This is a genomic window from Streptomyces sp. NPDC049040, assembly GCF_043197715.1.
In the GTDB taxonomy this organism is placed as follows: Bacteria; Actinomycetota; Actinomycetes; order Streptomycetales; family Streptomycetaceae; genus Actinacidiphila.
In genome coordinates, this window is sequence record NZ_JBICTO010000004.1 from 169,169 (window position 1) to 192,502 (window position 23,334).

Sequence of the window (23,334 nt, forward strand, 5' to 3'; positions counted from 1 at the left end):
CGCCGGCCGCTCGGGGATCGCGGGAATGCGGGCGCCGGGGCGGGGCACGCGGGGGAACATGGAAAGCAGTCCTGCAGCGGTGCGCGGCCCGGCGTTCGTGCTCGGCGGGGGTGGGGCGCTGGGGGCGCACGAAGTGGGCATGCTCAAGGCCCTGTTCGCCGCCGGGGTGCGGCCCGGCCTGGTACTCGGCACTTCGGTGGGGGCGATAAACGGCGCGGCGGTCGCGGCCGATCCGTCGCAGGACGCGGTGGCACGGCTGGAGGAGTTGTGGACCGGCCTCGGGCGGGCGGGGGTGTTCACCGGGTCGCTGATGGGGCGGGTGACCACGGCGGTGCGCACCGGCACCCACCTGTACGCGGACGGGCCGCTGCGTACGTTGCTCGGCACGCACCTGCCCGTCACCCGCATCGAGGACCTGGCCGTACCGTTCCAGTGCGTCGCGGCACGTATCGAGGACGCGGCCGAGCACTGGTTCTGCAGCGGGCCGCTCGTCGACGCGGTGGTCGCGTCCTGCTCGGTGCCGGGGCTGCTGCCGCCGGTCCGGCTGGGTGACGCGCACTTCGTGGACGGCGGGCTGGTCAACAGCATCCCGGTCGGCCGGGCCGTCGCGCTGGGGGCGCGCGAGATCTACGTCCTCCAGGTCGGGCGGGTCGAGCACGCCCTGACCCCGCCCCGCCTGCCCTGGGAGGTGGCCACGGTCGCCTTCGAGATCGCCCGCAGGCACCGATTCGCCCGGGACATGGCCGACCTGCCCCCGCGCGTCACGGTCCATGTCCTGCCCAGCGCCTCCACCCGGGAGGAGACCGGCGGAACCCTGCGCGGGTTGCGCCACCGGGCTGCCTTCGACCAGACCGCCGCACGCATCGAACGGGCTTACGCGGCGTCCGCGCGCTACCTCGACGGCGTCCCGGACGCGAAAGGCGGCCCGCGAGCATGACGGCCTCGTCCCCCCGGCCGGACGGCCCCCCGGCAACTCCCCATGCCCGGAGCGGCGGTGTGCCCGGAGCCACGCCGACGGTGCCCGGACAGGTAGTGCCGCAGGCTTCGACGGGCGGCACTCCGGAGTCGGCCGTGCCCTCGCCAGCGCCGCCCGCCACGCCCGCGCTCACCGCCCCCGCCGCCGCTCCCCCGCCCGGATCGGCCACCGGCGCGGTCTCGCCCGACACCGCGGGCGCCGCGACGGCGGAGGCAGCGTCCCCCGGTCCACCCCGCGCGGCCCGCTCCAGCCACTCCGTCAACTCGGCCGTCTCTGCCGCGGTGTCCTTCGCGCGGCGCACCGCCACCTTGGCTCTGCTGCTTGCACTCATCCCGGTCACGGCCGCCGTGATGGTGACCGGGACCGTCATCGGCGCACCCGTCTCCCTGCTCGCGCGCGGTCCGTGGCGGCAGACCCGGTTCACCGGTTTCGCGCTGCTGTACCTGCTGGCGGACCTGGCAGGACTCGTGCTGGCCACCGTGTCGTTCCTGCGGGACCCGTTCGCGAACCCGGCCGCCCGCCGCAGGCGGCAGGCCACGGCCTTCGGTGTTCTGGCCCGGCTGCTGTCCCTGCTGCGCCGCGCCGCCGAACGCGTCTTCCGGCTCAGTGTCGACATCACTCCCACCATCCCCCCGCGCGGCAGCGCCCATCGGGCACCGCTGCTCGTCCTGGTCCGGCACGCGGGCCTCGGTGACTCCTTCCTGCTGCTCCAGATCCTGCTCACCGAGGCAGGACTGCTCCCCCACACCGTGCTCAAGGGCGTACTGCGCGCGGATCCCTGCCTCGACGTGCTCCTCGGACGCGTACCGCACCGCTTCCTGCCGCCCGCCTCCGGCACTTCCGCGGACGGCATAGCCACGCTCGCCGCCGGCCTGCGCCCGGGGGACGCCCTCGTGCTCTTCCCTGAGGGCGGCAACTTCACCCCGCGCCGCCACCGCCGGGCGATCGCCGCGCTGCGCCGCCGGGGCCTCTGGCGGCGCGCCGAGCGCGCCTCCCACCTGCACTACGTCCTGCCGCCCCGGGACGGCGGGGCGCTGGCCGCGCTCGCCGCCGCACCGACCGCGGACGTCGTCTTCGTCACGCACGCGGGGCTGGACATCATGGACTCGCCGCGCAGCGCCTGGTCCGCCCTGCCCCTGGAACGCCCGGTGCAGGCCCACTGGTGGCGCGTACCGGCCGCGGAGGTCCCGCCCGGCGAGGAGGCCCGCAGCGAGTGGCTGCTCGCCCAGTGGGAACGCGTCGACCGCTGGACTGCGGCTCACGCCGTCCCGCAGACCCCGCACGTCTGAACCCGCGGGCCGGACCCCGCGGGTGCCTTACGCCCCCGGATGTGCGGGCGCGGAGGGGGGCGGCCGCTCGCCCTCGCCAGGGTGAGCCGAGAATGAAGCATCTTTGCGCTTCTGCCGCCTGCGAACGGTGTGTCCATGGGCAGTTCCACTCTCCACCGGGTGCTCGAGCCCATCCCCGACGCGGCGACGGGCGTCGCACGGGCGCGGGAGATCCTCGGTGCGCTGCCCGAGTGGTCGACCGCTCCCTGGGTCCGGCCGAGGCCGATCGCCACGCGCGAACAGTTCGAGCACGCGGTGGCCGGGTTCCCGGCCGCCCAGGTCTACGGGAGCCGCGATCTGCCGGCGGTGCCGCTCTTCCTCGACGAGCTTGCGCGTCGAGGTGCGGTGTTCGACCGTGAGGATCCGAGTTACCGATTCATGATCGACCTGCGGCTGGGGCCCGGACTCCTCGACCTGTGGCCGCTGCCGGACGGGCTGCGCATGAGCCTGGGCATGACCAGCCCGTTCGGCGGCCCTGACAGCACCGACGAGGACGACAGCACCGATGCGGAAGTGGACGAGATGGTCGCCGCCCTCGGTCCGCTCTCCCTGGAGGTGCGGTGGGACTGCAAGTGGCGGGGCCTGCCTCACGCCAAGATGTGCGGGCTGCAACTGTGCCTGAACGGCGTGTGGGGCGAGCAGTGCATTCCCGAAGCGCCCGGCGAGTTCGGACTGTGGGTGTCCGTCGGCAACAGCGAGGAGATCCGCTCGGTCTCCCCCCTGTGGCGGGAGACCTGCGGCCTCGACCTCGGCGGCCCCCAGGGCGGCTGGTAGAAGATCTCCCGGACGTCCTCGCCGGATGTTCGACATCCAGTCGTTTGTGGGCGCTCCGGTTCGCGCCCCAGTCACCGAGTCGGACCCGAACGCCTCCGCAGCATCCGGCTGATCGTGTGTCCGGCGCTGGGCCGATACCGGATTCATACCACCGAGGAGATGGACCGCAGGGCTTGCGCTCGCGATACGTACACCTGGTGCAGCGCCAGGAGGACCGCTTGTGGCTCTTCCTTGAGGAAGACCCCACGCGCCTGACCGATGCGCTCCCGCAGATGGGAACGCGCGTCGCAGGCCCTGTCCTGCTGCGCTGTCGCATGTTGACGGCGGTCAAGAGAGGCGATGTCGGGTTCCTTCTCCGCCAGCGCCTCGATCGTGCGGATGGCGTCCGCCGGGGTCAGCACTCTCAGTCCGTTGCGGGCCATGCACTGCTGCCAGGTGGTGAGCGCCGACTGATAGGAGTGATCGGATGTGAGGAATCGGTGGAAGGTCCGCGTCACATCCTGCGGGACGAGTTCGTCCTGCAGCGCTGCCCTGACGCTGTGGTAGATCCGAGCGCGGACCTCACCCACGCATCCGCCCCTCGTATATGTGCCGCTCGCACCGCTGGGCAGCGTGAGCGAACCGGAGTCCTGGGGGTTTCCGTCGAGGGCGGCAAGATAGCGGCTCCTGACAGCCGGAGCCAGCCGGCTCACATAGCGGTCCTGGGGCAGGACAGTGGATTGCTCGTCGGCTCGGCCGCCGGTCGTCCTCGCGGTGGGGATGTCGGGCATGAGAGCCGCGACATCGTACGTCGCGGTGCCACTGCCCGGCGTGTCCTCGGTGACCGCGCCCGCGACAGGTTCGTGGCTCAGCTCGGTGACCAGGTAGGTGTAGCCCTTCCGCCGCATGCATTGCTCGTCGAGGATTTGCTCAGCCCGGAACAGGAGCCACCGCTGGCGCCGTTGGGCGACATCGATGGTAAGCAGCGACGCTGCCTCGCCAAACGCCGTGGTCCGCGGGACGGACGCTGTCGGAAGTTGCGGACCGGGAGTGCGCGTCCGGTGTGCGCAGCCGGGAAGTGCGGCCAGCAGCGTCAGGGTGACGGCCGCGATGCGAACGGCAGGGCGGCGCAGCCACGTACGTGAACTCCGCCGCCCGCCCTGCTCGTTGTCGGCCATCAGCAGTTGGAACTCCAGACATTCGCGCTGATGGAGTCGTTGAACGAATCGGTCGTATTCGGCCAGACGTACCCTTGGAAGTCACTCAGCGCCCAGCCTCGCGGCAGACAGGCGCCGTCGCCGCTGCCGCCGACGAGTTGCCACACCACGACGCCGAGGCCTGAGGTGCCGTTGTTGAAGCCGGACGTGGCGCAGTTGTTCCACGTGCCCGAAGCACAGCTCGCGTGGGAGAACTGCGTCCAGTCCGAATTGTTGCCGGAGAACTTCGCCGGCCCGTCGGAGTAGTTCGAGTTCACCCATACGCAGAAGGACCCGGCAGGGCAGTCCGATTTCGCGGCGGGGGCGACCGAACCGTGTGCTGTCTCGACGGACGCCGCCGGCTGCGCTGCGGAAGCCGAAGTCGAGCCGAAGAATCCGAAGGCGGCGATCGACGCCAGCAAAGCCAATGCGTGATGCTTTCGCATCTTCAATTCCCTCCCAGTGATGGTGGTCTCGTCCGGCGGGTGAGGCTCTGCCAGGGCTGCGTAGGTCCTTTGCCGCCCGTGCACTCCTGCCGGTTGCGGACACTGCGGAGACACGATGCATCGCCGATCGTGCGGAAACCGTGCGAGGAACCTAAAATCCCTGTTCACAGTGGTGCACCAGGGATGACGCCGAAGAGGTCGGGGGCTGCCATGGGGGAGGTCAGGTTTCGGCTGTTGGGCGGCGTCGAGGCTCAGGTCGGCGGCGTGGCGCTCGATCTGGGGCATCCGAAACAGCGCGCGGTGCTGGGAGTGCTGCTGGTGGAGGCCAACCGGCCTGTTTCCACAGACCAGTTACTCGACCGCGTGTGGGCGGAGAACTCTCCGAGGCGCGGGCGGGAAACCGTGTACAACTACCTGTCCCGGCTGCGAGCCGCCCTGCATGCCGTCGATGATGTCCGCCTGGCGCGCCGCTCGGGAGGCTATCTCCTCCACATCGACGAGCAGACCGTGGACATCCATCGGTTCCGCCAGGTCGTGGCGAAGGCCCGGACCGTCCACGACGATCAGCAGGCCCTTGAGCTGTTCGAGCAGGGCCTTCGGCTGTGGCGGAGTGAGCCGCTGTTCGGCCTGGACACGCCGTGGGCCAACGGCCTGCGTGTCACCCTGGACGACGAACGGCTGGCCGCCGAACTCGACCGTGCCGACACCGCGTTGCGGTGCGGCCGGCATGCGGAGCTTGTCCCTGACCTGTCCTCCCGTGCAGCGCAGTACCCGCTGGACGAGCGGGTGGCCGTCCAGATGATGCTCGCGCTGTACCGCAGCGGCCGCAAAGCCGACGCCTTGGAGCACTACCAGGGGTTACGCCGTCGGCTCGCCGACGAGCTGGGCACCGATCCCGGGCAGGACCTTCAGCACCTGCACCAGCGGATACTGACCGCTGATCCGTCACTGGCGCTGCCGAGCACCGCCGTCGTCCTCGGTCCGGAGAGCGTGGTGGTCCCGCACCAGCTTCCCGCAGCGGCCAACCCCCTCGTCGGCCGGGCCCGCGAAACGGCCGCGCTCACCGCCCAGGTGGAGTCGGCAGCCGTTGCGGGGTCCGTGGTGATCACCTCGGTCGACGGGACCGCGGGCATCGGCAAGACCGCGCTGGCCCTGCACTGGGCCCACCAGGCTCGGGACCGGTTTCCCGACGGTCAGCTGTACGTCAACCTGCGGGGCTTCGACCCGCGGGCGCAGGCGATGGACCCGGCGGAAGCGGTGCGCGGCTTCCTCGACGCGCTCGGTGTCGTCCGGCAGCACATCCCGCCGGGCACGCAGGCACAGATCGGTCTGTATCGCAGTCTGCTGGACGGCAAGAGGATCCTCCTGGTGCTCGACAACGCCCGCAACTCCCAGCAGGTCAGGCCACTGCTGCCCGGCAGCGCGGGGGCAGTGACGGTGGTGACCAGCCGCAACCGGCTGTCCGGCCTGGTCGCCGTGGACGGCGCGCACCCCATCAGCCTGGACCTGATCACCGAGAAGGAGGCCCGGCAACTGCTCGACCACCGCCTCGGACCCGGGCGGGTGGCCCAAGAGCCCGAAGCGGTGCGGCAGATCATCACCCGGTGCGCCCGCCTCCCGCTCGCGCTGACCATCGCCGCCACCCGCGCCGCCGAGACCGGTTTCCCGCTCACCACGCTGGCGGCGGAGCTCTCGCAGGCCGCTCAGCGGCTCGATGTCCTGTCCGCCGATGACCCGGCCAGTGAGGTGCGGACGGTGTTCTCCTGGTCCTACACCGCGCTCACCCCGGCGGCAGCGCGGCTCTTCCGGCTGCTGGGGCTGCACCCGGGCCCGGACATCTCCTGCGCGGCCGCGGCCGGCCTGGCCGCCCTGCCCGCGCGTGAGGCACGGGGTCTGCTGGCCGAGCTGACCCGAGCCAGCCTGCTGACCGAGCACGCCCCCGGCCGCTACGCCCACCACGACCTGCTGCGCGAATACGCCGCGGAGCAGGCCGACTCGACGGACACCGACCATGAACGCCAGGCCACGGTGCACCGGATGCTCGACCACTACGTGAACACCGCCTGCGCCGCCGACCGGTTGCTGGAACCCGCTCGGGACCTACTGGCCCTCTCCGTACCGCACGCCGGGGCCCGCACGGAGCAATTCGCCGGCCGCGAGCAGGCGCTGGCGTGGTTCGCCGCCGAACATGCGGTGTTGCTGGCAACCCTGCAGCATGCCGCCGCCACGGGGTTCGACACCCATACCTGGCAGTTGGCGCGCTCAATGGCCACCTACCTCGACCGGCGCGGGCAGTGGCACGACCTGGCCGCTGTCGGCCATGCCGCGATCAAAGCCGCCGACCGGCTCGGCGACCACTTCGCGCAGGCCGTGGCCCACAACATCGTTGCCCGCGCCTACCGCAGGCACGGCAACCACGACGACGCCCGCTCCCACCTGCGCCGCGCCCTGAGCCTTTTCGTCCTGACCGGAAACGTGCCCGGTCAGGCGGAGACGTACATCGAACTCGCAAGGCTGGAGGCATGGCAGGGTCCACAGACCGCTCCCGAACTCCTCACACTGGCCCGCCGAGCCCACGCCCTCTACCAGTCCTGTGATCACCGGCTGGGACAGGCCCAGAGCCTGACGGCCATCGGCTGGTCCCACGCCCGCCTCGGCGACTACGCACAGGCGCTGGCCTGCTGCCACCAGGCTCTGCCGGTCCTCGAGGAATTCGACGACCGTGAAAGGCTGGCCCACACCTGGGACAGCGTCGCCTTCGCCCACCACCACCTCGGCCGGCACTCCCAGGCCGCCCTGTGCTACCGCCGCGCCCTGGATCTCTGCCGCGGCCTCGGCGACCGCCCTTTGGAGGCGGACATCCTTCACCGCTTCGGCGACGCCCTCCTGGCCGCACACCGGCCGGATGCCGCCGGCAGCGCGTGGCAAAGCGCCCTGGCCATCCTCACCGAACTCGAGCATCCGCATGCCGCCCGGATCCAGGCCAAGCTCGCCGCCCTCACGCTTCGCCCGAGCGGGCGCCCGTGAGCACACGCTCTGCCCTGTTGCGCTGTGCCACCTCGACGACCCCGTACGTGAACCGGGTCGACGCCGGCATCACCGTGCCGACGTGCCCGGCCCGCGGCCCGGCGCCACCGCTCCGGCGCGGACGATCGCCCACGCCGTCGTCGGGCGGTACGAGGGGAACCGGACGGCCTTCATGGTCAGTGCTCGCTGGTCACACTCCCGAGGCAGCGATCACCCGCCGTATCGCTCGAACTCCGGTCAGACGGCTGGACCGGGGCGCCCCCGCCCAGGTGGGCCTGCGTGCCGGTGGTCTGCACGGCGGCGGTGCGCAGGATCCCGGCGGCCGCGGCGGTGGTCAGACACAGCAGGGTCAGCAGGAGGAAGGCGTGGTTCAAGGCGACGAGGTGGGTCAGCCAGCCGATGACGGCGGGGCCGGCGAGCATGCCGACGTAGCCGAGTCCGGCGACGCGGGAGACGTTGGCGCCGGCGGCTGCGGGGTCGGCGTGCCCGGCGGCGCTGAACAGTTGCGGGACACAGCCCGACAAGCCCAGCCCGAACAGTGCCCAGCCCGCGAACGCTGCCCAGATCCACGGGCTGAGAGCCACGATGGTGATGCCGACGGCGGCCGTGGCCGCGCCGTGGCCCAGGATCGCCATCGAGCCGAACCGGGCGACGAGGCGGTCGGCGAGCAGGCGGCCGATCGTCATGGCCGCCGCGAAGGTGCCGTACGCGAAGGCGGCGGTGCCGGCAGGGGCGCCGAGGACGTCCTTGAGGTGCAGGGCGCTCCAGTCGTTGGCCGCGCCCTCGCACAGCATGACCATCAGCGCCAGGACGGCGAGGAGCCGGACGCTCCGTGCTGTGTCGCGGCGCGTGGGTGACACCTCCGCCTCCTCCCGGGAACCGGTGCCCTCCGCCGCGGCAGCGGCCGGCAGCAGGGCAGGTGCGGCGGCCAGCGCGACCACGATGCCCGCGGCTCCCACGGCGGCCATGCTCGCGGCCGGGTTCACACCCGCGCTCGCGGCGCCGGCCGCGACGAGCGCGGCGAGGACACCGCCGACGGAGAACGTGGCGTGGAAGCCCGACATGACGGGCCGACCGTACGCCTTCTCCACGTGCACGGCGTGGGCGTTCATGCTCACGTCCAGGCAGCCGTTGCAGAACCCGAAGACCAGCAGGGCACCTGCCAACGTCCACGGATCCCGTGCCAGCCCCGGCAGCGCCAGGGCCGCGCCGCACAGCACCCCGCCGGCGGGCACCGCTGCACGCGCGCCGAGGCGGTCCGTCAGACGCCCGGCCACGTGCATCCCGACGAAGGCTCCGAGCCCGAGCAGTACCAGCAGGCCGCCCAGCGTGGCGTGACTGACACCGACCCGCTCCTCGACAGCCGGGATGTGCACCACCCAGACGCCCATCAGAGTGCCGCAGAGGACGAAGTAGACATAAGTCGCCACACGGGCGGCTCGAAGCGAACGTCGCATGACGCACACCATAACGAACATATTTGATGTTCGTAAGCCTTCATTTCGAACAGCTTGAATGTTCATTACCGGGTGGTGTTCAATCGCGGTATGAGCAGCGCAGACCGGCATGGGCAGATCGCGAAGGCCGTCAGGGACTCCGGCGGTGCCACGGTCCAGGAGCTCGCGGAGCTGACCGGCGCCTCGGAGATGACCATCCGGCGCGACCTCGACACGCTGGCCGCCCAGGGAGTCCTCGAACGCTTCCGCGGCGGGGCACGCACCCTGATCCTCCGGGGCGAGGAGCCCCCCTTCGCCCTGCGCACCCACGAAGCGGTCGACGCCAAGCGCCGGATCGCCGCCGAGATCTCCCGGCTCGTCGCCGACGGGGAGAGCGTCCTGCTCGACAGCGGTACCACCTGCCTGGAGGTCGCCCGCCTGCTGCACGGCCGCCAGGTCACCGTGATGCCGTTGTCACTCCAGGCCATCCACATCCTCAGCGACGCCCCGGCCCCGACCACACTGATGGTGCCGGGCGGCCGGCCCCGCAATGGCGAGGGCGCCCTGACCGGCCCCCTCACCCTCGCCTCGCTCGCGGCGCTGCGCTTCGACACCGCGGTCGTCGGCTGCTGCGGCCTCAGCGCCACCGAGGGCTTGACGGCCTACGACCTCGACGACGCGGCCGTGAAGAAGGCCGTCGTCGCGTCCGCCCGCCGCGTCATCGCCGCGGCCGACGGCAGCAAACTCGGCCGCACCGCCCTCGCCCACGTCGGCCCCAGCACGCTCGTACACACCCTCGTCACCGACAGCACCGCGCCCGCCGGCGAAGTGGCGGCGATCGCAGGAGCCGGCACGGTCGTCAAAACCGCCTGATCCACCGCCTGGGCGCACTCCACCGGAGGGACCAGCGGCGCTCCCCGCCCTCCCTTGCGCGGCCGAATGCGGGGCAGGAGGAAATGAGGGCGGAGCAGCTCCCGCGCTCCCTGCGAGCGCCCCGGTGAACCGAGAGGTACGGGCCGCCATGAAGGACTCGTTGCTCGCCATCACCGCTACCAGTCACGGCACCCACCTGCCCGTATGGGGAGTTGCGATATTCGTGCTGGCCTGGGTGGTGGCCGCTGTCGTCGTGATCGGGCGGCTGAACCGCAGGCGCTGACGGCAACCGTGATTCAGGGCCCGGACGTGGCCGTGCGGTCGAGGGCGCCCTACGCCCGGCCGTTCCTCACCTGCGCGGCGAACCGCAGGGCCACCAGCCGCCAGACGGCGGCGGCGGTCGGGTCGTCGCGAAGGGCCTCACGATGCAGCTCCTCCCGGTCGGCTCCGTAGCGTTCCAGCCGAGCGGCGGACCACCGGGTGAGGTTCTCCGGCGCGGCCTCGGGATGGAACTGCACGCCCCATGCGGCTGCCCCGACCCGGAACGCCTGGAAGGCACACCGTTCGCTGCTCGCCAGCCAGCGTGCTCCCTGCGGCAGGCGCACGATCGCGTCGACGTGGTTCTCCACAGCCGTGGGCTGCTGCGGCAGTTCCCGGAACAGCGCATCGTCCGCGGCCTCTTTGCGCAGCGTCAGCACGGTGCTGCCGAATTCCGGCTCCCCGTGTCCGCCCTCCACCTCACCTCCCGCGACGTGCGCGAGCATCTGCCCGCCGAGGCAGATGCCGAACATCGGCACCCCCCGCTGCAGTGCCTGCTCCACCAACGCCCGGGTGCCCGCCAGCCACGGCGCCCGCTCGTCGTCATCGGGTAGGTACCCACCGCCCAGCACGACCAGCGCGTCGTGCTCCAGCCGCCCCGGCAGTTCCTCCCCCGCGTACGCGCGCACCACGTCCATGCCGACACCGCCCTCGGCGAGCCAGCCGGACCACCGCCCGGGCCCGCTGTGCGCACTGCTCTGGACCACCAGCGCCGTTGCGTCGACGACCATGGCTCCCACCGCTCCCCTTCCGTACGCCTCCGCCCGGGACCAGCGCCGAACGGTCGACGAGGACCAGCCGCGACCTGCGTGCCGAGCAGGGGCGTGAGGAGTCTCGTGAGCATAGTGACGCGTACATGGCGGTCGAAGCCACTGGCGGCACCGGGGTGGGTCGCCGACGGGGCCGCACGGGCCGGGCCCGCGAGGGGCCGGTTCACCCCGCGGGCCCCCGTGCACGAACGGCGCCGCTACTGGCCCTGCTGGCCCTGCTTGATCGCGGAGATGTCGAACTCCAGGACGATCTTGTCACTGACCAGGACGCCGCCGCCTTCCAGAGCCGTGTTCCACTCCACGCCGAACTCCTTGCGGGAGATCGTCACCGATCCCTCGAGGCCGACGCGCAGGTTGCCGAAGGGGTCCACGGCGTTGCCGGTGTACTCGAAGTCGATGGTGACCGGCTTGGTGGTGTCCTTGACGGTGAGGTCGCCGGTGACCCGGTATTCGCTGTCGGACTTCTGCTCGACCCTGGTGGTGCGGTAGGTGATGTCGGGGAAGTTGGGGGCGTCGAGGAAGTCATTGGTACGCAGGTGCTGGTCGCGCTGCTCGACGCCGGTGTCGATGCTTTCGGTCTTGATGACCACCTGGGCGGTGGATCCGGCCGGATCGGCCCCGTCCAGGTGGGCGGTGCCCTCGAACTCGTGGAAGGCGCCGCGCACCTTGGTCACCATGGCGTGGCGGGCGACGAAGCCGATCCGTGTGTGGGCGGGGTCGAGGACGTAGTCCCCGGTGAGCTCGGTGGCCGTGGTCAAGATTCCTCCGTAGGACCGGGATCCCGGCGGCGGTCCGCCGGGATCGTTCCCGGATCACGCTAGGGGTCCTGACATTCCCGGCCCGGCCGCACGCACGCGCCCCCGCAGGATTGCACTCTGACCGGTGACCCCCGATCACCTTCTTGCCGCTGTCGGCCACCCTCGCGGCCCACTCCCGGCGCCGGTCGGACAAGCCCCGAGGGCCGGTGCTGTCGACAACGCGGCACCGGCCGGGACCGGTCGGCGGTGGTCAGACGTTCTCCCTGCAGAAGACGTACGTACCCGCCACCAGGGAGAGGGCGGCGAGGCCGAGGCCGACCGCGAAGCCTTCGGCGGGCGCGGCCGCGCCGGGCCCGGCACGCTGAGAGGCAGGCCGACAGGCCAGCGGTCGGCCCGCCCTGACGGGCAGCACCCGTTCGCCGAGGTGAAAGCAGGCGCACCCCCGCCCCGGGGGCTACGCCCGGCTTTCCGCCCCGGCCACCGCGGAACCGACCTCCATCAGGTCCAGGGCGTGCTTGAGCACCTCGCAGGCCTGGATGTGGTTGCCGGCCTCCTGGAGCAGGTCGGCCAGCCGGCGGCAGACCAGCACCGCCTCGGGCCCGAAGGACTTGCCGGTCTGGAGGAAAGCCTGTTCCAGCACCTCGACGGCCTCCCGGCTCTGCCCGGTGTCGGCCAGCAGCTCCGCCAGTTCGAGCTGCACGGCGAAGTTGTGCGCGCCCGGCTCCGGGATGCCCTCCTGCAGGACCAGGCGCAGAACCGGCAGCGCATCCCTGCTGCGGCCTGCCGAGCGCAGCATGCGGGCCATGGAAAGCCCCGCGCCCAGCATGGCGGCGCGCACCTCTTCGCGCAGCACCGGACCCGCCGGCAGTGGCACCCCGGTCGCCGCACGGTTGCGGACCAGCGGCAGCCGGCCGGTGTTGTTCTCCTGATGCCGCTGCGGCCGTGGCCGGTTCTTTGACCGCAGCCGAGCGTCCAGCTCCTGGTAGATCGTCTCCAGATCGATGAGTTCCGGCCCGTCGACGATGCCCGACCGCAGGATGTCGAGCAGCTCCCCGGTGAAGGCCGTGTGCCTCTCGCCGTCCGGGGCCAGTGCCACCCGGTCCCGCGGCGAGGCCGCCAGCACGTAGGCGCCGTCCACCGCGGCCTCGTCGATGATGCCGCCGTTCAGCGCCTTCGCGGCCCGGCCGCTGAAGCAGCAGTCCAGCACGATGATCTTACGGCGGGCGCGGGACTGCCGCACCACGGCCCGCAGGTGCTGGTAACCCACCGCCGTGTAGCCGGTGTTGGCGCGCGACCCGGTCAGTGCGAGGTAGAGGTCGGCGGAGTCCGCGTCCCGCAGCCCGTGCCCGGCGTAGTAGACGAGGAGCGTGTCCTCCGCGTCCTCACCCGCGCTCTGTACGGGGTCGAGCAGGGCGGAGGAGTCCTGCGGATCGGTGACGACGGCGCAGTGCCGGTCGGGCAGCCCCCACAGCATGGGGTCGCCCAGCGCCTGCGCCAGGTCACGCAGGTTGGCGGTGACGGCGGGCAGCTGCTCCAGCTGGCGGTAGGCCGCCGTGCCGATGAGAACGGCCCGTGAGCCCATCGGATCAGGAAGGCGTTCCATCACCCGCCGCTTCCCCGGCGCGTACGATCGCCGCCCGCGTCGGCTCCTGGGCGGGAACGGGCGGCGGTTGGGCATCCGGCGGTGCGGCCGCCGACGGAGCCGCGGCGGGCAGTGGGAGGTCGGCCTGCGGCTGTGCCGCGAGGAGCTGGAGGGCGTGGGTCAGCCCGGCCACGTCGACCTGCCCGTTCGCGGGGATCTCGACGGTCGTCTGCCCGTGCCGAAGCGTGATGCCCGGCGGGCGGCGCCGCGCGTCCCGCCACTGGGCGAGGGAGACGGCCAGCGCCCCCGCGGACAGCCCGGAGCCGATCGTGAGCTGCAGGACGTCGAAGGCCAGGCCCATGGCACCCGGCTGCGGTGGCGCTCCGTCCCGTATTCGGCCCGCCGCCCTGCCCGCGAGCGACTCGTCCGCCCTCAGCCAGCGCAGCAGCGACCGCAGATCGTCCTCCGTCGTGCCCGGGGCCACCAGGGTCAGGACCACCTGGACCTCCCCGGCGGCGGCGAAGGCGCCGCCGATCGCGCCCGTCTCATCCACGCCCGCTGTTCCTCTCCGCCTCGCAGCGCTCGCTCACGGCGGAGAACAGCACGACCGCCTCCCCGCCTGCGCCCTCCCTCGACAGGCACATCGCCTGCCAGAACTGGGCGGCCAGGGTGGTGGGGTGGCCCGTCCCCAGGGAGATCGGGCACACCCTGGCCAGCGTGCCGAGGATGCGCACCGCCTCCTGGAGGTCACCGCGGTGGACGAGGGTGACCGCCTCGCGCAACCGCGAGGTGGCCTTGGCCTCGGTCATGCCGCTCATCACCATCTGCTGGGTGGTGCTGCTCAGCCCGACCGGGTGGCCGCCGGGCACCCCGTCGGCCGACGTCGTGGGCCACGACACCGGCGTGGGAACCGCCGTGGTGTGCAGGCCCGCGATCTCCTCGGGGCGCTCCCTGCCGCCGCCGGGCGCGGGGCGTGCGCGGGTCAGGGGGGCGTCCTGCGCGACCGCGGGCACGTCCGCCGCGGACCGGTGCACGGTGGCGAGCGCCTGGTCCCGGATGCAGTCGGCCACCAGGTCGCGCAACTGCCGCACCAATTCCGCGGAGACCGTGGTCGCCAGCCGGTCCAGCACGTCGGCTGCGCTCGCCGGTCGCAGGTCGGCGTCCCGCTCGGTGAGGGCATCGGTCAGCTCGGCGAGCCGCGCCGGGATGCCCGGTGTGCCGGCCAGCCGCGGCAGGCCGGTGTCGACGACCTGGAGGATGACCGGGGCGATCTCCTCCTCCCCGGCGAAGGGGTGCCGCCCGCTGAGCATGGTGTGGAGGCAGGTGCCGAGCCCGTAGAGGTCGGCGGACGGCCGGGGCGAGGCGCCGCGAAGCGTCTCGGGCGGCAGGTAGCGCGGGGTGCCGACGACTTCGCCCAGTCCGGTGACCGGGGAGTTGTCGATGGTGCGGGCCAGGCCGAAGTCCTGAAGGACCACGCGCCCGGCCCGGGTGATCATGACGTTGGACGGTTTGACGTCACGGTGGACCACGCCCGCCTCGTGGACGGCCGCGAGACCCGCGCAGACACTGGCCGCGACCGCCTCGGCCACGTCGGACGGCAGCGCTCCGTGGGTGTCGACCAAAGCGTCGAGTCCGACGCCGTCGAGCAATTCCATCACCACGAAGGGGGTGCCGGTGGCGTCGGTGCCCGCGTCGAGCACCGCGACCACATAGGGGGAGCTGATCCTCGCCAGGGTCGCCGCCTCACGCCGGAAGCGCCCGGCGGCGACGACATCAGCGGGCTCGGAGCCGCCGGCCAGCAGCTTGACGGCGACCCGGCGGTCGAGCGCCAGGTCCTCTGCCTCGTGGACGCTGCTGCTGCCGCCGGAGCCCAGCAGCCGCAGCAACCGGTATCGGTCGGTCAGCGCCCGCCCCTCCGTCGCCATCCGCCCTCCCGCTCCCCCTCGGCGTCGCGCCGCCCAGGTGCCAGCCGCGCCCTTCGATCTTATCCGCCGGCGACTCGCTGCGGTCCTGGATGGCCTGAGCGAGGTCAAGGTGACGCAACGTCAGGTATGGGCTGACGCCGGCTGCGAGCCCGCGCCTGCCCATCCGCTCCTCGGCGGAAGTGGCAGCGAAACGTGATGCTCAGTAGGTTCATCCGGTCGGGGGTTGGGGCGGCACGGTGGTCCGGCGTGCCGGAGGACAGGGGGACTCGCGGATGCGTGTACGGATCCGACTTTCGGGGCATTCGGCGCGGTTTCTTCACAGGGGGACGGCCCGGCCCGGTGATGGCTCGCGGACTGGTGCGGTATCCGCCGTCCGGCACCGCCGTGCCGGCGCGGCCCTGCTTGCGCTCGTGGTCGTCGCTGCCTCGGGGTCCGGGTGTGACGTCCTCGGGCGATCAGGGTCGTCCTCATCGGACAAGGGCCGTCTGACAGCGCACCGCGTCGAGCACAAGGCGACGAATCCGCCGCCTGGCCTGCCCGCGGCCTTCACCGCAGGCCAGCGGTTGGCCTGGTCGGCCTGCCCTGCGCCGTCGGGGGCACAGGGTGACGGTGCCGCCCCGGGCCACGGCTGGGAGTGCGCCACGATGAAGGCGCCGCTGGACTACCAGCGGCCCGGCCGCGCCACGATCGACGTCGCCCTGATCCGGAAGAGGGCCACCGGGCCTGAGGACAAGCGGATCGGATCGCTGCTGTTCGACTTCGGTGGCCCCGGCGTGTCCGGTGTCACGGGACTCCCCGAGTTCCAGAGCAATTACACGGCGCTGGGGAAGCGCTACGACCTGGTCGGCTTCGATCCGCGAGGCGTCGGCGGCACCGCCCCCGTCACCTGCGGGAAGAAGAAGTTCGAGGGCGCCGACGCCTGCAAGAAGTACTCCGGCGGGCTCCTGCCGTACGTCGGCACCTCGCAGACGGCCCGCGACCTGGACCTGATGCGCTATCTCCTCGGTGACCGGAAGCTGAACTACTTCGGCGTCTCCTACGGCACCGAACTGGGCGGCGTCTACGCCCACCTGTTCCCGAAGAACGTGGGAAGACTCGTGCTCGAAGCCCCCGTCGACCCGACGCTGGACCGCCTGCAGTACAACATCAACCAGGCGAAGGCCGTGCAGCTCGCCTTCGACCGCTTCGCCAGGCACTGCGCGACCGCCTACAAGGACTGCCCCACCGGCAGCGACCCCGCGCAGGCCGACCAGCGCGTCGTCGCGCTGCTGGACAAGCTCAGGGAGAAGCCCGCGCCCACCGACGGCGACAAGGAGCTCGACGGGGATCTCGCCGCCCACGCCATCGCCAACTTCCTGGACCTCGGTGAGGACGGCTGGCCACCGCTGGTGAAGGCGCTCACCGAGGTCATGGAGCAGCGCACCGGCACCAGGTTGCTGGACAACGCGTACGACCACGCAGGCGCCAGCGCCGGCGGCGCGGCCTCTGGCGGCAACGGGACCTCCGCCTTTGTCGCGATCACCTGCGCCGATTCCAATCTGCGCCCGGGATTCACCGCAGCCGAGGACATGATCAAGCAGACCAAGGCGGCTTCCCCGGTCTTCGGTGAAGCCTGGTCCGGCATCGTCTACCTCTGCGACGACTGGCCGTTCAAGGGCGAGCGCGCCGACCCCGACGTCAGCGCCGACGGAGCTGCCCCGATCCTGGTCGTCGCCGGCACCGGTGACCCGACGACGCCCTACGCGGGCGGCGGACACATGGTGGCCGAACTGGGCGCGCAGGTCGGCGTCCTGCTGTCCGTACGGGCCGAGGGCCACGGGACCTACCCCTACGACCGCTGCGCCAATGAGGCCGTCAACACCTACCTCCTCGACGGCACGACCCCTGCACCCGGCACGACCTGCTCGTGACGCGCCCGGCTCCGGGACCCGGCCAGGTCACCCCGGGGCCGCCGCCCGGCGGGCAGGCGGCGGCCCGGATCACGGCTGCTTCGACTGCTCAGGGGAGAGCGCGGGGAAAAGCGCCGCAGCACCGGTGACATCCAGCAGGCGCCGGACCTGGCTGCCGGCGTTGTACAGGCGCACGCTGCCCTTCCGCTCCAGGGCGGCACTGCGGGCCAGCAGGAGGACGTTGAGGAAGGACGAGTCGGCGAAGGCGACCCCGGCGAGGTCGAAGACCAGGTCCTGATGGCGGTCCAGCGCAGCGAGCACCGCTTCCCGCAGCGGCCCGGTGCTGTCCAGGTCGGTGTCCCCGCTCACCGTGATCACGCTCGGCTCACCGGGCCGGATGTCCACCCTGAACCGGGCGGCAGCGCCGTCCTCATCGGGAGACGGAACAGGTCTGCCATCCATGGCCGCTCCCCACATCGACGTGTTTGACGACGCGATCCTTGCACACCACGGACACGCCGAATCTTCACACTTCGCACCTGGCGGCTGAAAGGCTGGTCCGCCTGGCGGGGGAAAGTCTGCAGTGGCTCCGGGCGCCGGGAGCTTTCCGACGGAATCCTGGCACGCGGGCGGGGCCCCACCCGGAATGGGTGGGGCCCCGGCCTGCACTGCGGCCTGCTGCTACGACTACCAGCGATACCAGCGGTTCCTGCCACCGCCGGAGTGGGTGCCGCGCATGACAAAGCCGAGCGCCCACACGATGAGGACGATCACCGCGACCCACCACAGAAGATGCAATGCGAATCCCCCGCCGAACAGAAGAAGCGCGAGCAGAAGAACAATGAGCAACGGTCCCATGATTATCTACCTCCGAAAATCCGTATGCCCTGCCTTGCACCTGTCATGCAGCACGGATTCGGGCGGCATGACTGCCGGCTGCTGCGGGCCCCCGTGCCCGGCAGCTCTCAGCCGGCCCGGCCCAAGGCCAAGGGCCGGTGGCCTGATGGGCCGGACCCGTGAGCCGGGGGCCGGAGAGGCGTGGGAGCGGGTACCGGGGGCAAAGCTGGAGCCATGACGACGACGCTCGGTGCCTTTGTCCTCGGCACTCCCGATCCGCCCGCACTCGCGGACTTCTACCGCGCCCTGCTGGGCTGGCAGGAAGTCGACCGTGAGCCGGAGTGGGTGCGCCTGGCGGCTCCCGGACAGGAACGCCCCAGCCTCAGCTTCCAGCTGGAGGCTGACCACCTTCCTCCCGTGTGGCCGCCGCGCCCCGGTACCCAGCAGATGCAGGCGCACTTGGACCTTCAGGTCGACGACCTGGAAGCGGAGACAGCGCGAGCTTGCGCCCTCGGTGCGACATTGCAGGACTTCCAGCCGCAGAAGGACGTACGAGTCCTCCGCGACCCTCACGGCCATCCCTTCTGCCTCTTCCTTCCGGGGGCTTGAGCGCTGCCGGCTTGGCGTGGAGCCGGCGGTGGCGGGCAGGCCGGCACCCGGCGCGGGAGTACGAGGGAGAACGGGGTGGTCACGACACCTGGCGGCCTGCCGGATCCCCGCCCGGGTCGTCGGCCAGGACGATCGCGGCCTTGATGCGTTTGCCGACGGGTTCGCGGTGGACCTCGAAACTCCGGGACACCGCCATGACGACCTCCAGGCCGTGCTGGCCGACCCTGGCCGGATCGGGCGGCAGGACGGCCGGCAGGGTCGTGCAGCTGTCCCACACCGTCACCTCGACTGCGCCCTCGCGGATCTCCAGGGTCAGCAGACACGGCCCGGGAGCGTACTTGCCGGCATTGGTCACCAGTTCGCTCACCACCAGCTGGGCCACATCGATCAGCCGCTGCGACACCGGCAGCCCATGGGCAGTCTGGAGTGTCGTCAGGAAATCCCGGCTGATGCCTCGCGCGGCGGCGATCTCCTGGCTGCTGTCGATCGCGGCGGAGACCGTGATCGGATCCTCCACGAGTGGTTGCCGGCCCTGTCCTTGCCCTATCGGGTCCACCGAGTCCGCCTCACTGCCGATGCGCCGTGGCCGGCCCTTGCCTCCGAAGGTGTCCTCGCCACGCCCCCACACGATGAGAACACGAAACGGCGCCGAACGGCGGCGGATCCGGGCAGTGCTCAGAAGGCGTAGCGGATGCGCAGCCACGGGGCGTGCGCGGTGACCAGTTCGCGGAGCCGTACCACCGCGTCGCGTTTCACCGGGCCGCGGTAGCGCAGGTTGGCGCCGCCGTTCTGCGAGCGCTTGGCCTCCTGGGCCGGCGGCTGCCACAGGACGTCCTCGGCGCGCGGGTGCCAGCCCAGATTGACGTCGTGCAGGTCCTCGTTGTGCGTCAGCATGATCACCTCGGCCGCCGCCTGAGCCTTGACGGCTGCCGGCAGCACGTCGTCCATCCGGCGCAGCAGTTCAGCCCAGGCTCCCTCCCAGCCGGGACGCAGGACGACGGGTGAGAGGTTGAAGTGCACCTCGTAGCCCGCTTCGAGCAGGTCGCCGGCCGCCGCGATCCGGTCGGGCACCGGGCTGGTGCGGATGTCCAGCAGGCGGGAGTCCCCTGGCGGCATGACCGACAGCCGCACCCGGGTCCGTCCCTGCGGGTCGTAGGTGAGCAGGGACGGGTTGACGTACTTGGTCGCGAAGGACGCCTTGGCGGAGGGCCAGTGACGGAATGCGGCGACGAGGTCGAGAGTGCTGTCGCTGATCAACGCGTCGGCGGAGCAGTCGCCGTTCTCACCGATGTCGTAGACCCAGGCCTGCGGGTCGCACTGGTTCGCTTCCCTCTTGCGGCCCTGGCGCGCGATGTGGCGGCCGAGGCGGGCGACGACGTCCTCCGCGTTGGTGAAGACGGTGATCGGGTTGGCGTAGCCCTTGCGCCGCGGCACGTAGCAGTAGGCGCACGCCATCGCGCAGCCGTTGGACAGGCCAGGGGCGATCCAGTCGGCGGAGCGCCCGTTGGGGCGGATCGGGAAGGTCTTGCGCACACCGAGCACCAGCACCTCGGTCTTCACCCGGACCCAGCGGGCGACATTCCCCTCGTTGCCGTGCAGGTGCGGGATCCGCCAGTGCGAGGCGACCTCGACGACCCGGGCCCGCGGGAAGCGGGCCAGGATCTCGCGGCCCCGTGCCGAGGCCGCGGCTTCCGGCTCCGCGTGGATCTCGCGGATGTCCAGCAACCCCCGGGCAGGTGCCGCGGCAGGGAGCACCGGGCGCTGCCCGGGCGCGGGGACGAGATCGTCCGGGCCGAAGAGCACCTCCGACTGGGGCGGCTCGCCGGAACGGGGTGGCATACGGGCCCTCCAGGAGGTCGGCGGGATGGTCCGGGACCCATCCTCCTACGGTCCTGCGGTCGCGCCATGCCGCGACTGTGGTGCCTGAGGAAGGGGATCGCGGGTAGGGGATGCGCGTACGACCAGGCCATCGGTAGCGCGCAGGACGCTCCGGCCGGTGTCGCGGGGCTGTCGGCCGGCAGCACGCACCCTCGATCGAGGGCAGTGAGAAGGGAGCGCCCGCTGTGGGCGAAGAACTCAAGGTGACCGTGACGGACAAGCGTGGACGTCTCACGGTGGCGGCGATGACCGGCGAGCTCGACATCACGAGCGCCGCCGAAGCATACGTGAGTGTCACGGCGCTGCTCGGCGACCGTCCCGATCTCATCGTGGATCTGTCGGGCGTCACGTTCTGCGACTCCACCGGCTTCAACACTCTGCTGCGCCTGCGCCGGCGGGTCATGGAAGCCGATGGCTGGCTGGCGCTGGCAGCCCCGCCGCCCCGGATCGGACGCCTGCTGACTCTCGCCGGCATCGATGTCGCCTTCGTCCTCCACAGCAGCACGGCAGAGGCGGTGTCGGATTACGAAGGCACCGGCAGCCGCCGGTGACGACGACGGCTGGCGACCGTCGTCCGGTGAGCGGCACAGCCCGGTTCCGGCCGGTCAGCCGACAGCGCTGCGGCAGTACTCGACGGTGCCGACGTAGTCGAGTTTCTTTCTCAGGACGTAGCCTGTCGCACTTCCGGAGATGGCCTGATCGACGGTGCCGTAGTAGCGGTCGTCGACAGGCTCGGGGTAACCAGCAGCTTCCTGCCGGAAGAAGAGGGTGCCCGACGCCACGTCGCCGATGTGCTCCCCCTGGGCGTTCCAGAGCTGGGCCCTGTTCATCAACCGGTACTCCTTCCGCAGCGGGCAGGGCCGCACCGTGGACGGCTGGGGTGCGGGAGCCGCGGGCGGGGCGGACGAGACGGGCGGCCTCGGGGCTCGAACGCTCGGCCCCGGTGCGGGCGGAAGGTCCGGCGCAGACGACGGGGTGTCGGGCGGACGGGCCGGGGTGGTGCTCGGCGGACGGCTCGCCCGGTGGCTCGGAGTGGGGCTCTGTGCGGGGCTCTGTGCGGCCGGCGAAGCCGCAGGCGGCCCCGGCATCCCGGACGGGACGGCCTGAGTGGCCGCCACGGGGTCGCCGCTGCCGCCGAGGAGCACGACGGCCGGCACCACCACCGCTGCCAGTGCGGCGGCCGCGGCCACCACCGCCAGGACGGTGCTGCCCTTCACCCTGGCCGGATGCTGGTTGCGCTGGTCGGCCTCGCCCCCGATCACGGAGTTCTTGATCTTCTTGGCGTGGACCGTGTAATGGGAGCCGCCGCCCCCGCCGGAGTCCATCTCCGTCACCGATCAGTGGAAGTGGTTGTTCTGGCGGGCGTTGTCGCCCATGACGACGCCCTTGATCTCGTTCGCCACGATGGTGTGGTGTCCGGTCGGGCCGTCTCCGCCGGATCCTTCCGCGGGTGGGACCGCCCAGGCCGGGCCGGTGGCCGGCTGCTCCTCGCCGGCCGTGGCGCCCCGGCGCCGGCCGGCCCGGTCGAAAAGCCCGCGCCACGCGTCGCGGGCACCGCGCTGGACCGTCTCCGAGAATGCGGCCGTCGCCCCCGCTGCCAAAGCCGCGGCCACCAACTCCACCTCGGACATCGTTCCCCCTCCACCGCGTCACCGACCGACATGGCTCATGACGGCCAGTATCGCCAAGGTCGCCCCCGAGCCCGGCATGTGCCGCGCCGGACCCGGCGCTGACCATGGCAAACGCCGGTCGGGTTCGCTCGGACGGGTGACGCCCCTGGGGCCGGGTCCATGTCCCTGCGGGGTCCCCCTTCCGGATCTCCTCTGCGGGCTCAGCCGGTGCTGCCCGGGGTCGTGGGCGGCCGGGGACACCGTTGGCCGCAGCCCTCGGGCATTTCATGACCTGTCCGCATAACGTGGGTGGCGATCAGCTCACGGGTTGGAGGACTCGCCATGGCCGAATCGCAGCAGGGTCGGCAGGAACGTACCGGGCTGGCCCACACGTCCGGCGGCAGGCCACAGGACAGGAGTGGTCCTGCCGACGCCACGCGCAAGGCACCGGGTCCGCCCGCGGATCGCGGCCGGACCACCATCGCCGACGGCGTGGTGGAGAAGATCGCCGGTCTCGCCGCCCGGGACGTCGTGGGTGTGCACAACATGGGCACCGGCATGTCCCGCACCCTCGGCGCGGTCCGCAACCGGGTCCCCGGCGGCAGGGCATCGGTCAGCCAGGGCGTCAGCGCGGAGGTGGGCGAGGTCCAGGCCGCGCTGGATCTGGACATCGTCATCGACTACGGCGTCTCCATCGTCGATGTCGCCCAGGCGGTGCGGGAGAACGTGATCTCCGCGGTGGAGCGCATGACCGGCCTCGAAGTGGTCGAGGTCAACATCGCCGTCGACGACGTCAAACTCCCCGAGGAGCCGGACGACGACGACCGCGGACAACGCGTGCAGTGACCGTAGGCACGCCGCCGGCACACGGGATCGGACCGCAAGGGCATCGGGGATGGAGGGCACCGGATGAGCATGGTGGTGGTAGGCCTCTTCTACGGCCTGGCGTCTGCCTTCGCCGGCTGGTACGGCGGATTCGAGGCCTTCATCCTGGTGGCCGGGCTCGGCGCGATCGGGTTCGTCGTGGGGAAGTTCGCCGACGGTGACCTGCGTGTGGACGAGTTCATCCGTTCAGGTGACCGGGACCGGCGGCGCTGATGGCCCCGGTGGGCACCGAGCCGTC

The 23,334-nt window shown here is 71.8% G+C and carries 25 protein-coding genes; 11 read left to right on the forward strand and 14 right to left on the reverse strand.

Annotation, left to right across the window (positions count from 1 at the left end; genetic code table 11):
• Positions 1-58 precede the first annotated feature (58 nt).
• From ACGFMP_RS13355 to ACGFMP_RS13365, 3 genes are all read left to right on the forward strand, one after another.
• Complete coding sequence (locus ACGFMP_RS13355; protein WP_393672321.1) at positions 59-937, forward strand: patatin-like phospholipase family protein; 879 nt, start codon at positions 59-61, stop codon at positions 935-937.
• 134 nt (positions 938-1,071) lie between these two features.
• Positions 1,072-2,265 carry a hypothetical protein gene (locus ACGFMP_RS13360; RefSeq protein WP_393672322.1) on the forward strand — a complete coding sequence of 398 codons (1,194 nt, stop codon included), beginning with the start codon at positions 1,072-1,074 and terminating at the stop codon, positions 2,263-2,265.
• Positions 2,266-2,400: 135 nt separating this feature from the next.
• Positions 2,401-3,078 carry a hypothetical protein gene (locus tag ACGFMP_RS13365; protein ID WP_393672323.1) on the forward strand — a complete coding sequence of 226 codons (678 nt, stop codon included), beginning with the start codon at positions 2,401-2,403 and terminating at the stop codon, positions 3,076-3,078.
• A gap of 143 nt (positions 3,079-3,221) precedes the next feature.
• On the opposite strand, the gene ACGFMP_RS13370 is transcribed toward ACGFMP_RS13365, so the two are convergent.
• The gene (locus ACGFMP_RS13370) at positions 3,222-4,235 is read right to left on the reverse strand and encodes a hypothetical protein (protein ID WP_393672324.1); all 1,014 of its coding nucleotides are present in this window, start codon (positions 4,233-4,235) and stop codon (positions 3,222-3,224) included.
• Entirely contained in the window at positions 4,235-4,699 is a 465-nt protein-coding gene (locus tag ACGFMP_RS13375; RefSeq protein ID WP_393672325.1) for a peptidase inhibitor family I36 protein, read from the reverse strand. The genes ACGFMP_RS13370 and ACGFMP_RS13375 overlap by 1 nt, the downstream gene beginning before the upstream one ends.
• Before the next feature lie 234 nt (positions 4,700-4,933).
• Between ACGFMP_RS13375 and ACGFMP_RS13380 the strand changes: the two genes are divergently transcribed.
• Positions 4,934-7,726, forward strand: coding sequence for a BTAD domain-containing putative transcriptional regulator (locus tag ACGFMP_RS13380; RefSeq protein WP_393672326.1), 2,793 nt, complete (start codon positions 4,934-4,936; stop codon positions 7,724-7,726).
• Between the two features lie 176 nt (positions 7,727-7,902).
• Here the strand turns inward: ACGFMP_RS13380 and ACGFMP_RS13385 are convergent, their stop codons facing one another.
• Positions 7,903-9,183, reverse strand: coding sequence for an MFS transporter (locus ACGFMP_RS13385; RefSeq protein ID WP_393672327.1), 1,281 nt, complete (start codon positions 9,181-9,183; stop codon positions 7,903-7,905).
• Between the two features lie 90 nt (positions 9,184-9,273).
• Between ACGFMP_RS13385 and ACGFMP_RS13390 the strand changes: the two genes are divergently transcribed.
• Both ACGFMP_RS13390 and ACGFMP_RS13395 read left to right on the forward strand, forming a co-directional pair.
• Positions 9,274-10,035, forward strand: coding sequence for a DeoR/GlpR family DNA-binding transcription regulator (locus ACGFMP_RS13390; RefSeq protein ID WP_393672328.1), 762 nt, complete (start codon positions 9,274-9,276; stop codon positions 10,033-10,035).
• Between the two features lie 148 nt (positions 10,036-10,183).
• The gene (locus tag ACGFMP_RS13395) at positions 10,184-10,318 is read left to right on the forward strand and encodes a hypothetical protein (RefSeq protein WP_393672329.1); all 135 of its coding nucleotides are present in this window, start codon (positions 10,184-10,186) and stop codon (positions 10,316-10,318) included.
• Positions 10,319-10,367: 49 nt separating this feature from the next.
• Here ACGFMP_RS13395 and ACGFMP_RS13400 read toward each other — a convergent pair whose 3' ends face one another.
• From ACGFMP_RS13400 to ACGFMP_RS13420, 5 genes are all read right to left on the reverse strand, one after another.
• The gene (locus ACGFMP_RS13400) at positions 10,368-11,084 is read right to left on the reverse strand and encodes a type 1 glutamine amidotransferase (protein ID WP_393672330.1); all 717 of its coding nucleotides are present in this window, start codon (positions 11,082-11,084) and stop codon (positions 10,368-10,370) included.
• Positions 11,085-11,320: 236 nt separating this feature from the next.
• On the reverse strand, positions 11,321-11,881 hold the full coding sequence (locus tag ACGFMP_RS13405) for a YceI family protein (RefSeq protein WP_393672331.1): 561 nt from the start codon (positions 11,879-11,881) through the stop codon (positions 11,321-11,323).
• A 454-nt stretch (positions 11,882-12,335) separates the two neighbouring features.
• Positions 12,336-13,484 (reverse strand): caspase family protein, encoded by a 1,149-nt coding sequence (locus ACGFMP_RS13410; protein ID WP_393672332.1) that lies wholly within the window; start codon positions 13,482-13,484, stop codon positions 12,336-12,338.
• Positions 13,468-14,016, reverse strand: coding sequence for a hypothetical protein (locus tag ACGFMP_RS13415; RefSeq protein WP_393672333.1), 549 nt, complete (start codon positions 14,014-14,016; stop codon positions 13,468-13,470). The genes ACGFMP_RS13410 and ACGFMP_RS13415 overlap by 17 nt, the downstream gene beginning before the upstream one ends.
• Entirely contained in the window at positions 14,009-15,388 is a 1,380-nt protein-coding gene (locus ACGFMP_RS13420; RefSeq protein ID WP_393672334.1) for a serine/threonine-protein kinase, read from the reverse strand. Before ACGFMP_RS13420 ends, ACGFMP_RS13415 begins: the two co-directional genes overlap by 8 nt.
• 644 nt (positions 15,389-16,032) lie before the next feature.
• Here ACGFMP_RS13420 and ACGFMP_RS13425 point away from each other — a divergent pair.
• Positions 16,033-17,298 (forward strand): alpha/beta hydrolase, encoded by a 1,266-nt coding sequence (locus tag ACGFMP_RS13425; RefSeq protein ID WP_393672335.1) that lies wholly within the window; start codon positions 16,033-16,035, stop codon positions 17,296-17,298.
• A gap of 69 nt (positions 17,299-17,367) precedes the next feature.
• Here ACGFMP_RS13425 and ACGFMP_RS13430 read toward each other — a convergent pair whose 3' ends face one another.
• Positions 17,368-17,739 carry an STAS domain-containing protein gene (locus ACGFMP_RS13430; protein WP_393672336.1) on the reverse strand — a complete coding sequence of 124 codons (372 nt, stop codon included), beginning with the start codon at positions 17,737-17,739 and terminating at the stop codon, positions 17,368-17,370.
• A 225-nt stretch (positions 17,740-17,964) separates the two neighbouring features.
• On the reverse strand, positions 17,965-18,135 hold the full coding sequence (locus tag ACGFMP_RS13435) for a hydrophobic protein (protein WP_393672337.1): 171 nt from the start codon (positions 18,133-18,135) through the stop codon (positions 17,965-17,967).
• Positions 18,136-18,348: 213 nt separating this feature from the next.
• Here ACGFMP_RS13435 and ACGFMP_RS13440 point away from each other — a divergent pair, with 213 nt between their 5' ends.
• Entirely contained in the window at positions 18,349-18,723 is a 375-nt protein-coding gene (locus tag ACGFMP_RS13440; RefSeq protein WP_393672338.1) for a VOC family protein, read from the forward strand.
• Between the two features lie 79 nt (positions 18,724-18,802).
• Here ACGFMP_RS13440 and ACGFMP_RS13445 read toward each other — a convergent pair whose 3' ends face one another.
• Together ACGFMP_RS13445 and ACGFMP_RS13450 are read right to left on the reverse strand one after the other, a co-directional pair.
• Positions 18,803-19,279 carry an ATP-binding protein gene (locus ACGFMP_RS13445; protein WP_393672806.1) on the reverse strand — a complete coding sequence of 159 codons (477 nt, stop codon included), beginning with the start codon at positions 19,277-19,279 and terminating at the stop codon, positions 18,803-18,805.
• Between the two features lie 119 nt (positions 19,280-19,398).
• Positions 19,399-20,562, reverse strand: a complete 1,164-nt coding sequence (locus tag ACGFMP_RS13450) for a spore photoproduct lyase family protein (protein WP_393672340.1) — start codon at positions 20,560-20,562, stop codon at positions 19,399-19,401.
• Between the two features lie 224 nt (positions 20,563-20,786).
• Here ACGFMP_RS13450 and ACGFMP_RS13455 point away from each other — a divergent pair, with 224 nt between their 5' ends.
• Positions 20,787-21,152 carry an STAS domain-containing protein gene (locus ACGFMP_RS13455; protein ID WP_393672341.1) on the forward strand — a complete coding sequence of 122 codons (366 nt, stop codon included), beginning with the start codon at positions 20,787-20,789 and terminating at the stop codon, positions 21,150-21,152.
• Positions 21,153-21,206: 54 nt separating this feature from the next.
• Here ACGFMP_RS13455 and ACGFMP_RS13460 read toward each other — a convergent pair whose 3' ends face one another.
• Together ACGFMP_RS13460 and ACGFMP_RS13465 are read right to left on the reverse strand one after the other, a co-directional pair.
• The gene (locus ACGFMP_RS13460; protein ID WP_393672343.1) at positions 21,207-21,935 is read right to left on the reverse strand and encodes a hypothetical protein; all 729 of its coding nucleotides are present in this window, start codon (positions 21,933-21,935) and stop codon (positions 21,207-21,209) included.
• Between the two features lie 3 nt (positions 21,936-21,938).
• Positions 21,939-22,232 (reverse strand): hypothetical protein, encoded by a 294-nt coding sequence (locus ACGFMP_RS13465; protein ID WP_393672344.1) that lies wholly within the window; start codon positions 22,230-22,232, stop codon positions 21,939-21,941.
• Between the two features lie 321 nt (positions 22,233-22,553).
• Here ACGFMP_RS13465 and ACGFMP_RS13470 point away from each other — a divergent pair, with 321 nt between their 5' ends.
• On the forward strand, positions 22,554-23,057 hold the full coding sequence (locus tag ACGFMP_RS13470) for an Asp23/Gls24 family envelope stress response protein (RefSeq protein WP_393672345.1): 504 nt from the start codon (positions 22,554-22,556) through the stop codon (positions 23,055-23,057).
• Between the two features lie 63 nt (positions 23,058-23,120).
• Complete coding sequence (locus ACGFMP_RS13475; RefSeq protein ID WP_393672346.1) at positions 23,121-23,309, forward strand: hypothetical protein; 189 nt, start codon at positions 23,121-23,123, stop codon at positions 23,307-23,309.
• Positions 23,310-23,334: the final 25 nt, after the last annotated feature.

Coding starts and splice junctions, on each gene's coding strand:
- ACGFMP_RS13355 (WP_393672321.1), top strand. CDS start 59: ATGGAAAGCAGTCCTGCAGCGGTGCGCGGCCCGGCGTTCGTGCTCGGC.
- ACGFMP_RS13365 (WP_393672323.1), top strand. CDS start 2,401: ATGGGCAGTTCCACTCTCCACCGGGTGCTCGAGCCCATCCCCGACGCG.
- ACGFMP_RS13370 (WP_393672324.1), bottom strand. CDS start 4,235: ATGGCCGACAACGAGCAGGGCGGGCGGCGGAGTTCACGTACGTGGCTG.
- ACGFMP_RS13375 (WP_393672325.1), bottom strand. CDS start 4,699: ATGCGAAAGCATCACGCATTGGCTTTGCTGGCGTCGATCGCCGCCTTC.
- ACGFMP_RS13385 (WP_393672327.1), bottom strand. CDS start 9,183: ATGCGACGTTCGCTTCGAGCCGCCCGTGTGGCGACTTATGTCTACTTC.
- ACGFMP_RS13390 (WP_393672328.1), top strand. CDS start 9,274: ATGAGCAGCGCAGACCGGCATGGGCAGATCGCGAAGGCCGTCAGGGAC.
- ACGFMP_RS13395 (WP_393672329.1), top strand. CDS start 10,184: ATGAAGGACTCGTTGCTCGCCATCACCGCTACCAGTCACGGCACCCAC.
- ACGFMP_RS13400 (WP_393672330.1), bottom strand. CDS start 11,084: ATGGTCGTCGACGCAACGGCGCTGGTGGTCCAGAGCAGTGCGCACAGC.
- ACGFMP_RS13410 (WP_393672332.1), bottom strand. CDS start 13,484: ATGGAACGCCTTCCTGATCCGATGGGCTCACGGGCCGTTCTCATCGGC.
- ACGFMP_RS13420 (WP_393672334.1), bottom strand. CDS start 15,388: ATGGCGACGGAGGGGCGGGCGCTGACCGACCGATACCGGTTGCTGCGG.
- ACGFMP_RS13425 (WP_393672335.1), top strand. CDS start 16,033: ATGAAGGCGCCGCTGGACTACCAGCGGCCCGGCCGCGCCACGATCGAC.
- ACGFMP_RS13430 (WP_393672336.1), bottom strand. CDS start 17,739: ATGGATGGCAGACCTGTTCCGTCTCCCGATGAGGACGGCGCTGCCGCC.
- ACGFMP_RS13435 (WP_393672337.1), bottom strand. CDS start 18,135: ATGGGACCGTTGCTCATTGTTCTTCTGCTCGCGCTTCTTCTGTTCGGC.
- ACGFMP_RS13440 (WP_393672338.1), top strand. CDS start 18,349: ATGACGACGACGCTCGGTGCCTTTGTCCTCGGCACTCCCGATCCGCCC.
- ACGFMP_RS13450 (WP_393672340.1), bottom strand. CDS start 20,562: ATGCCACCCCGTTCCGGCGAGCCGCCCCAGTCGGAGGTGCTCTTCGGC.
- ACGFMP_RS13465 (WP_393672344.1), bottom strand. CDS start 22,232: ATGTCCGAGGTGGAGTTGGTGGCCGCGGCTTTGGCAGCGGGGGCGACG.
- ACGFMP_RS13470 (WP_393672345.1), top strand. CDS start 22,554: ATGGCCGAATCGCAGCAGGGTCGGCAGGAACGTACCGGGCTGGCCCAC.
- ACGFMP_RS13475 (WP_393672346.1), top strand. CDS start 23,121: ATGAGCATGGTGGTGGTAGGCCTCTTCTACGGCCTGGCGTCTGCCTTC.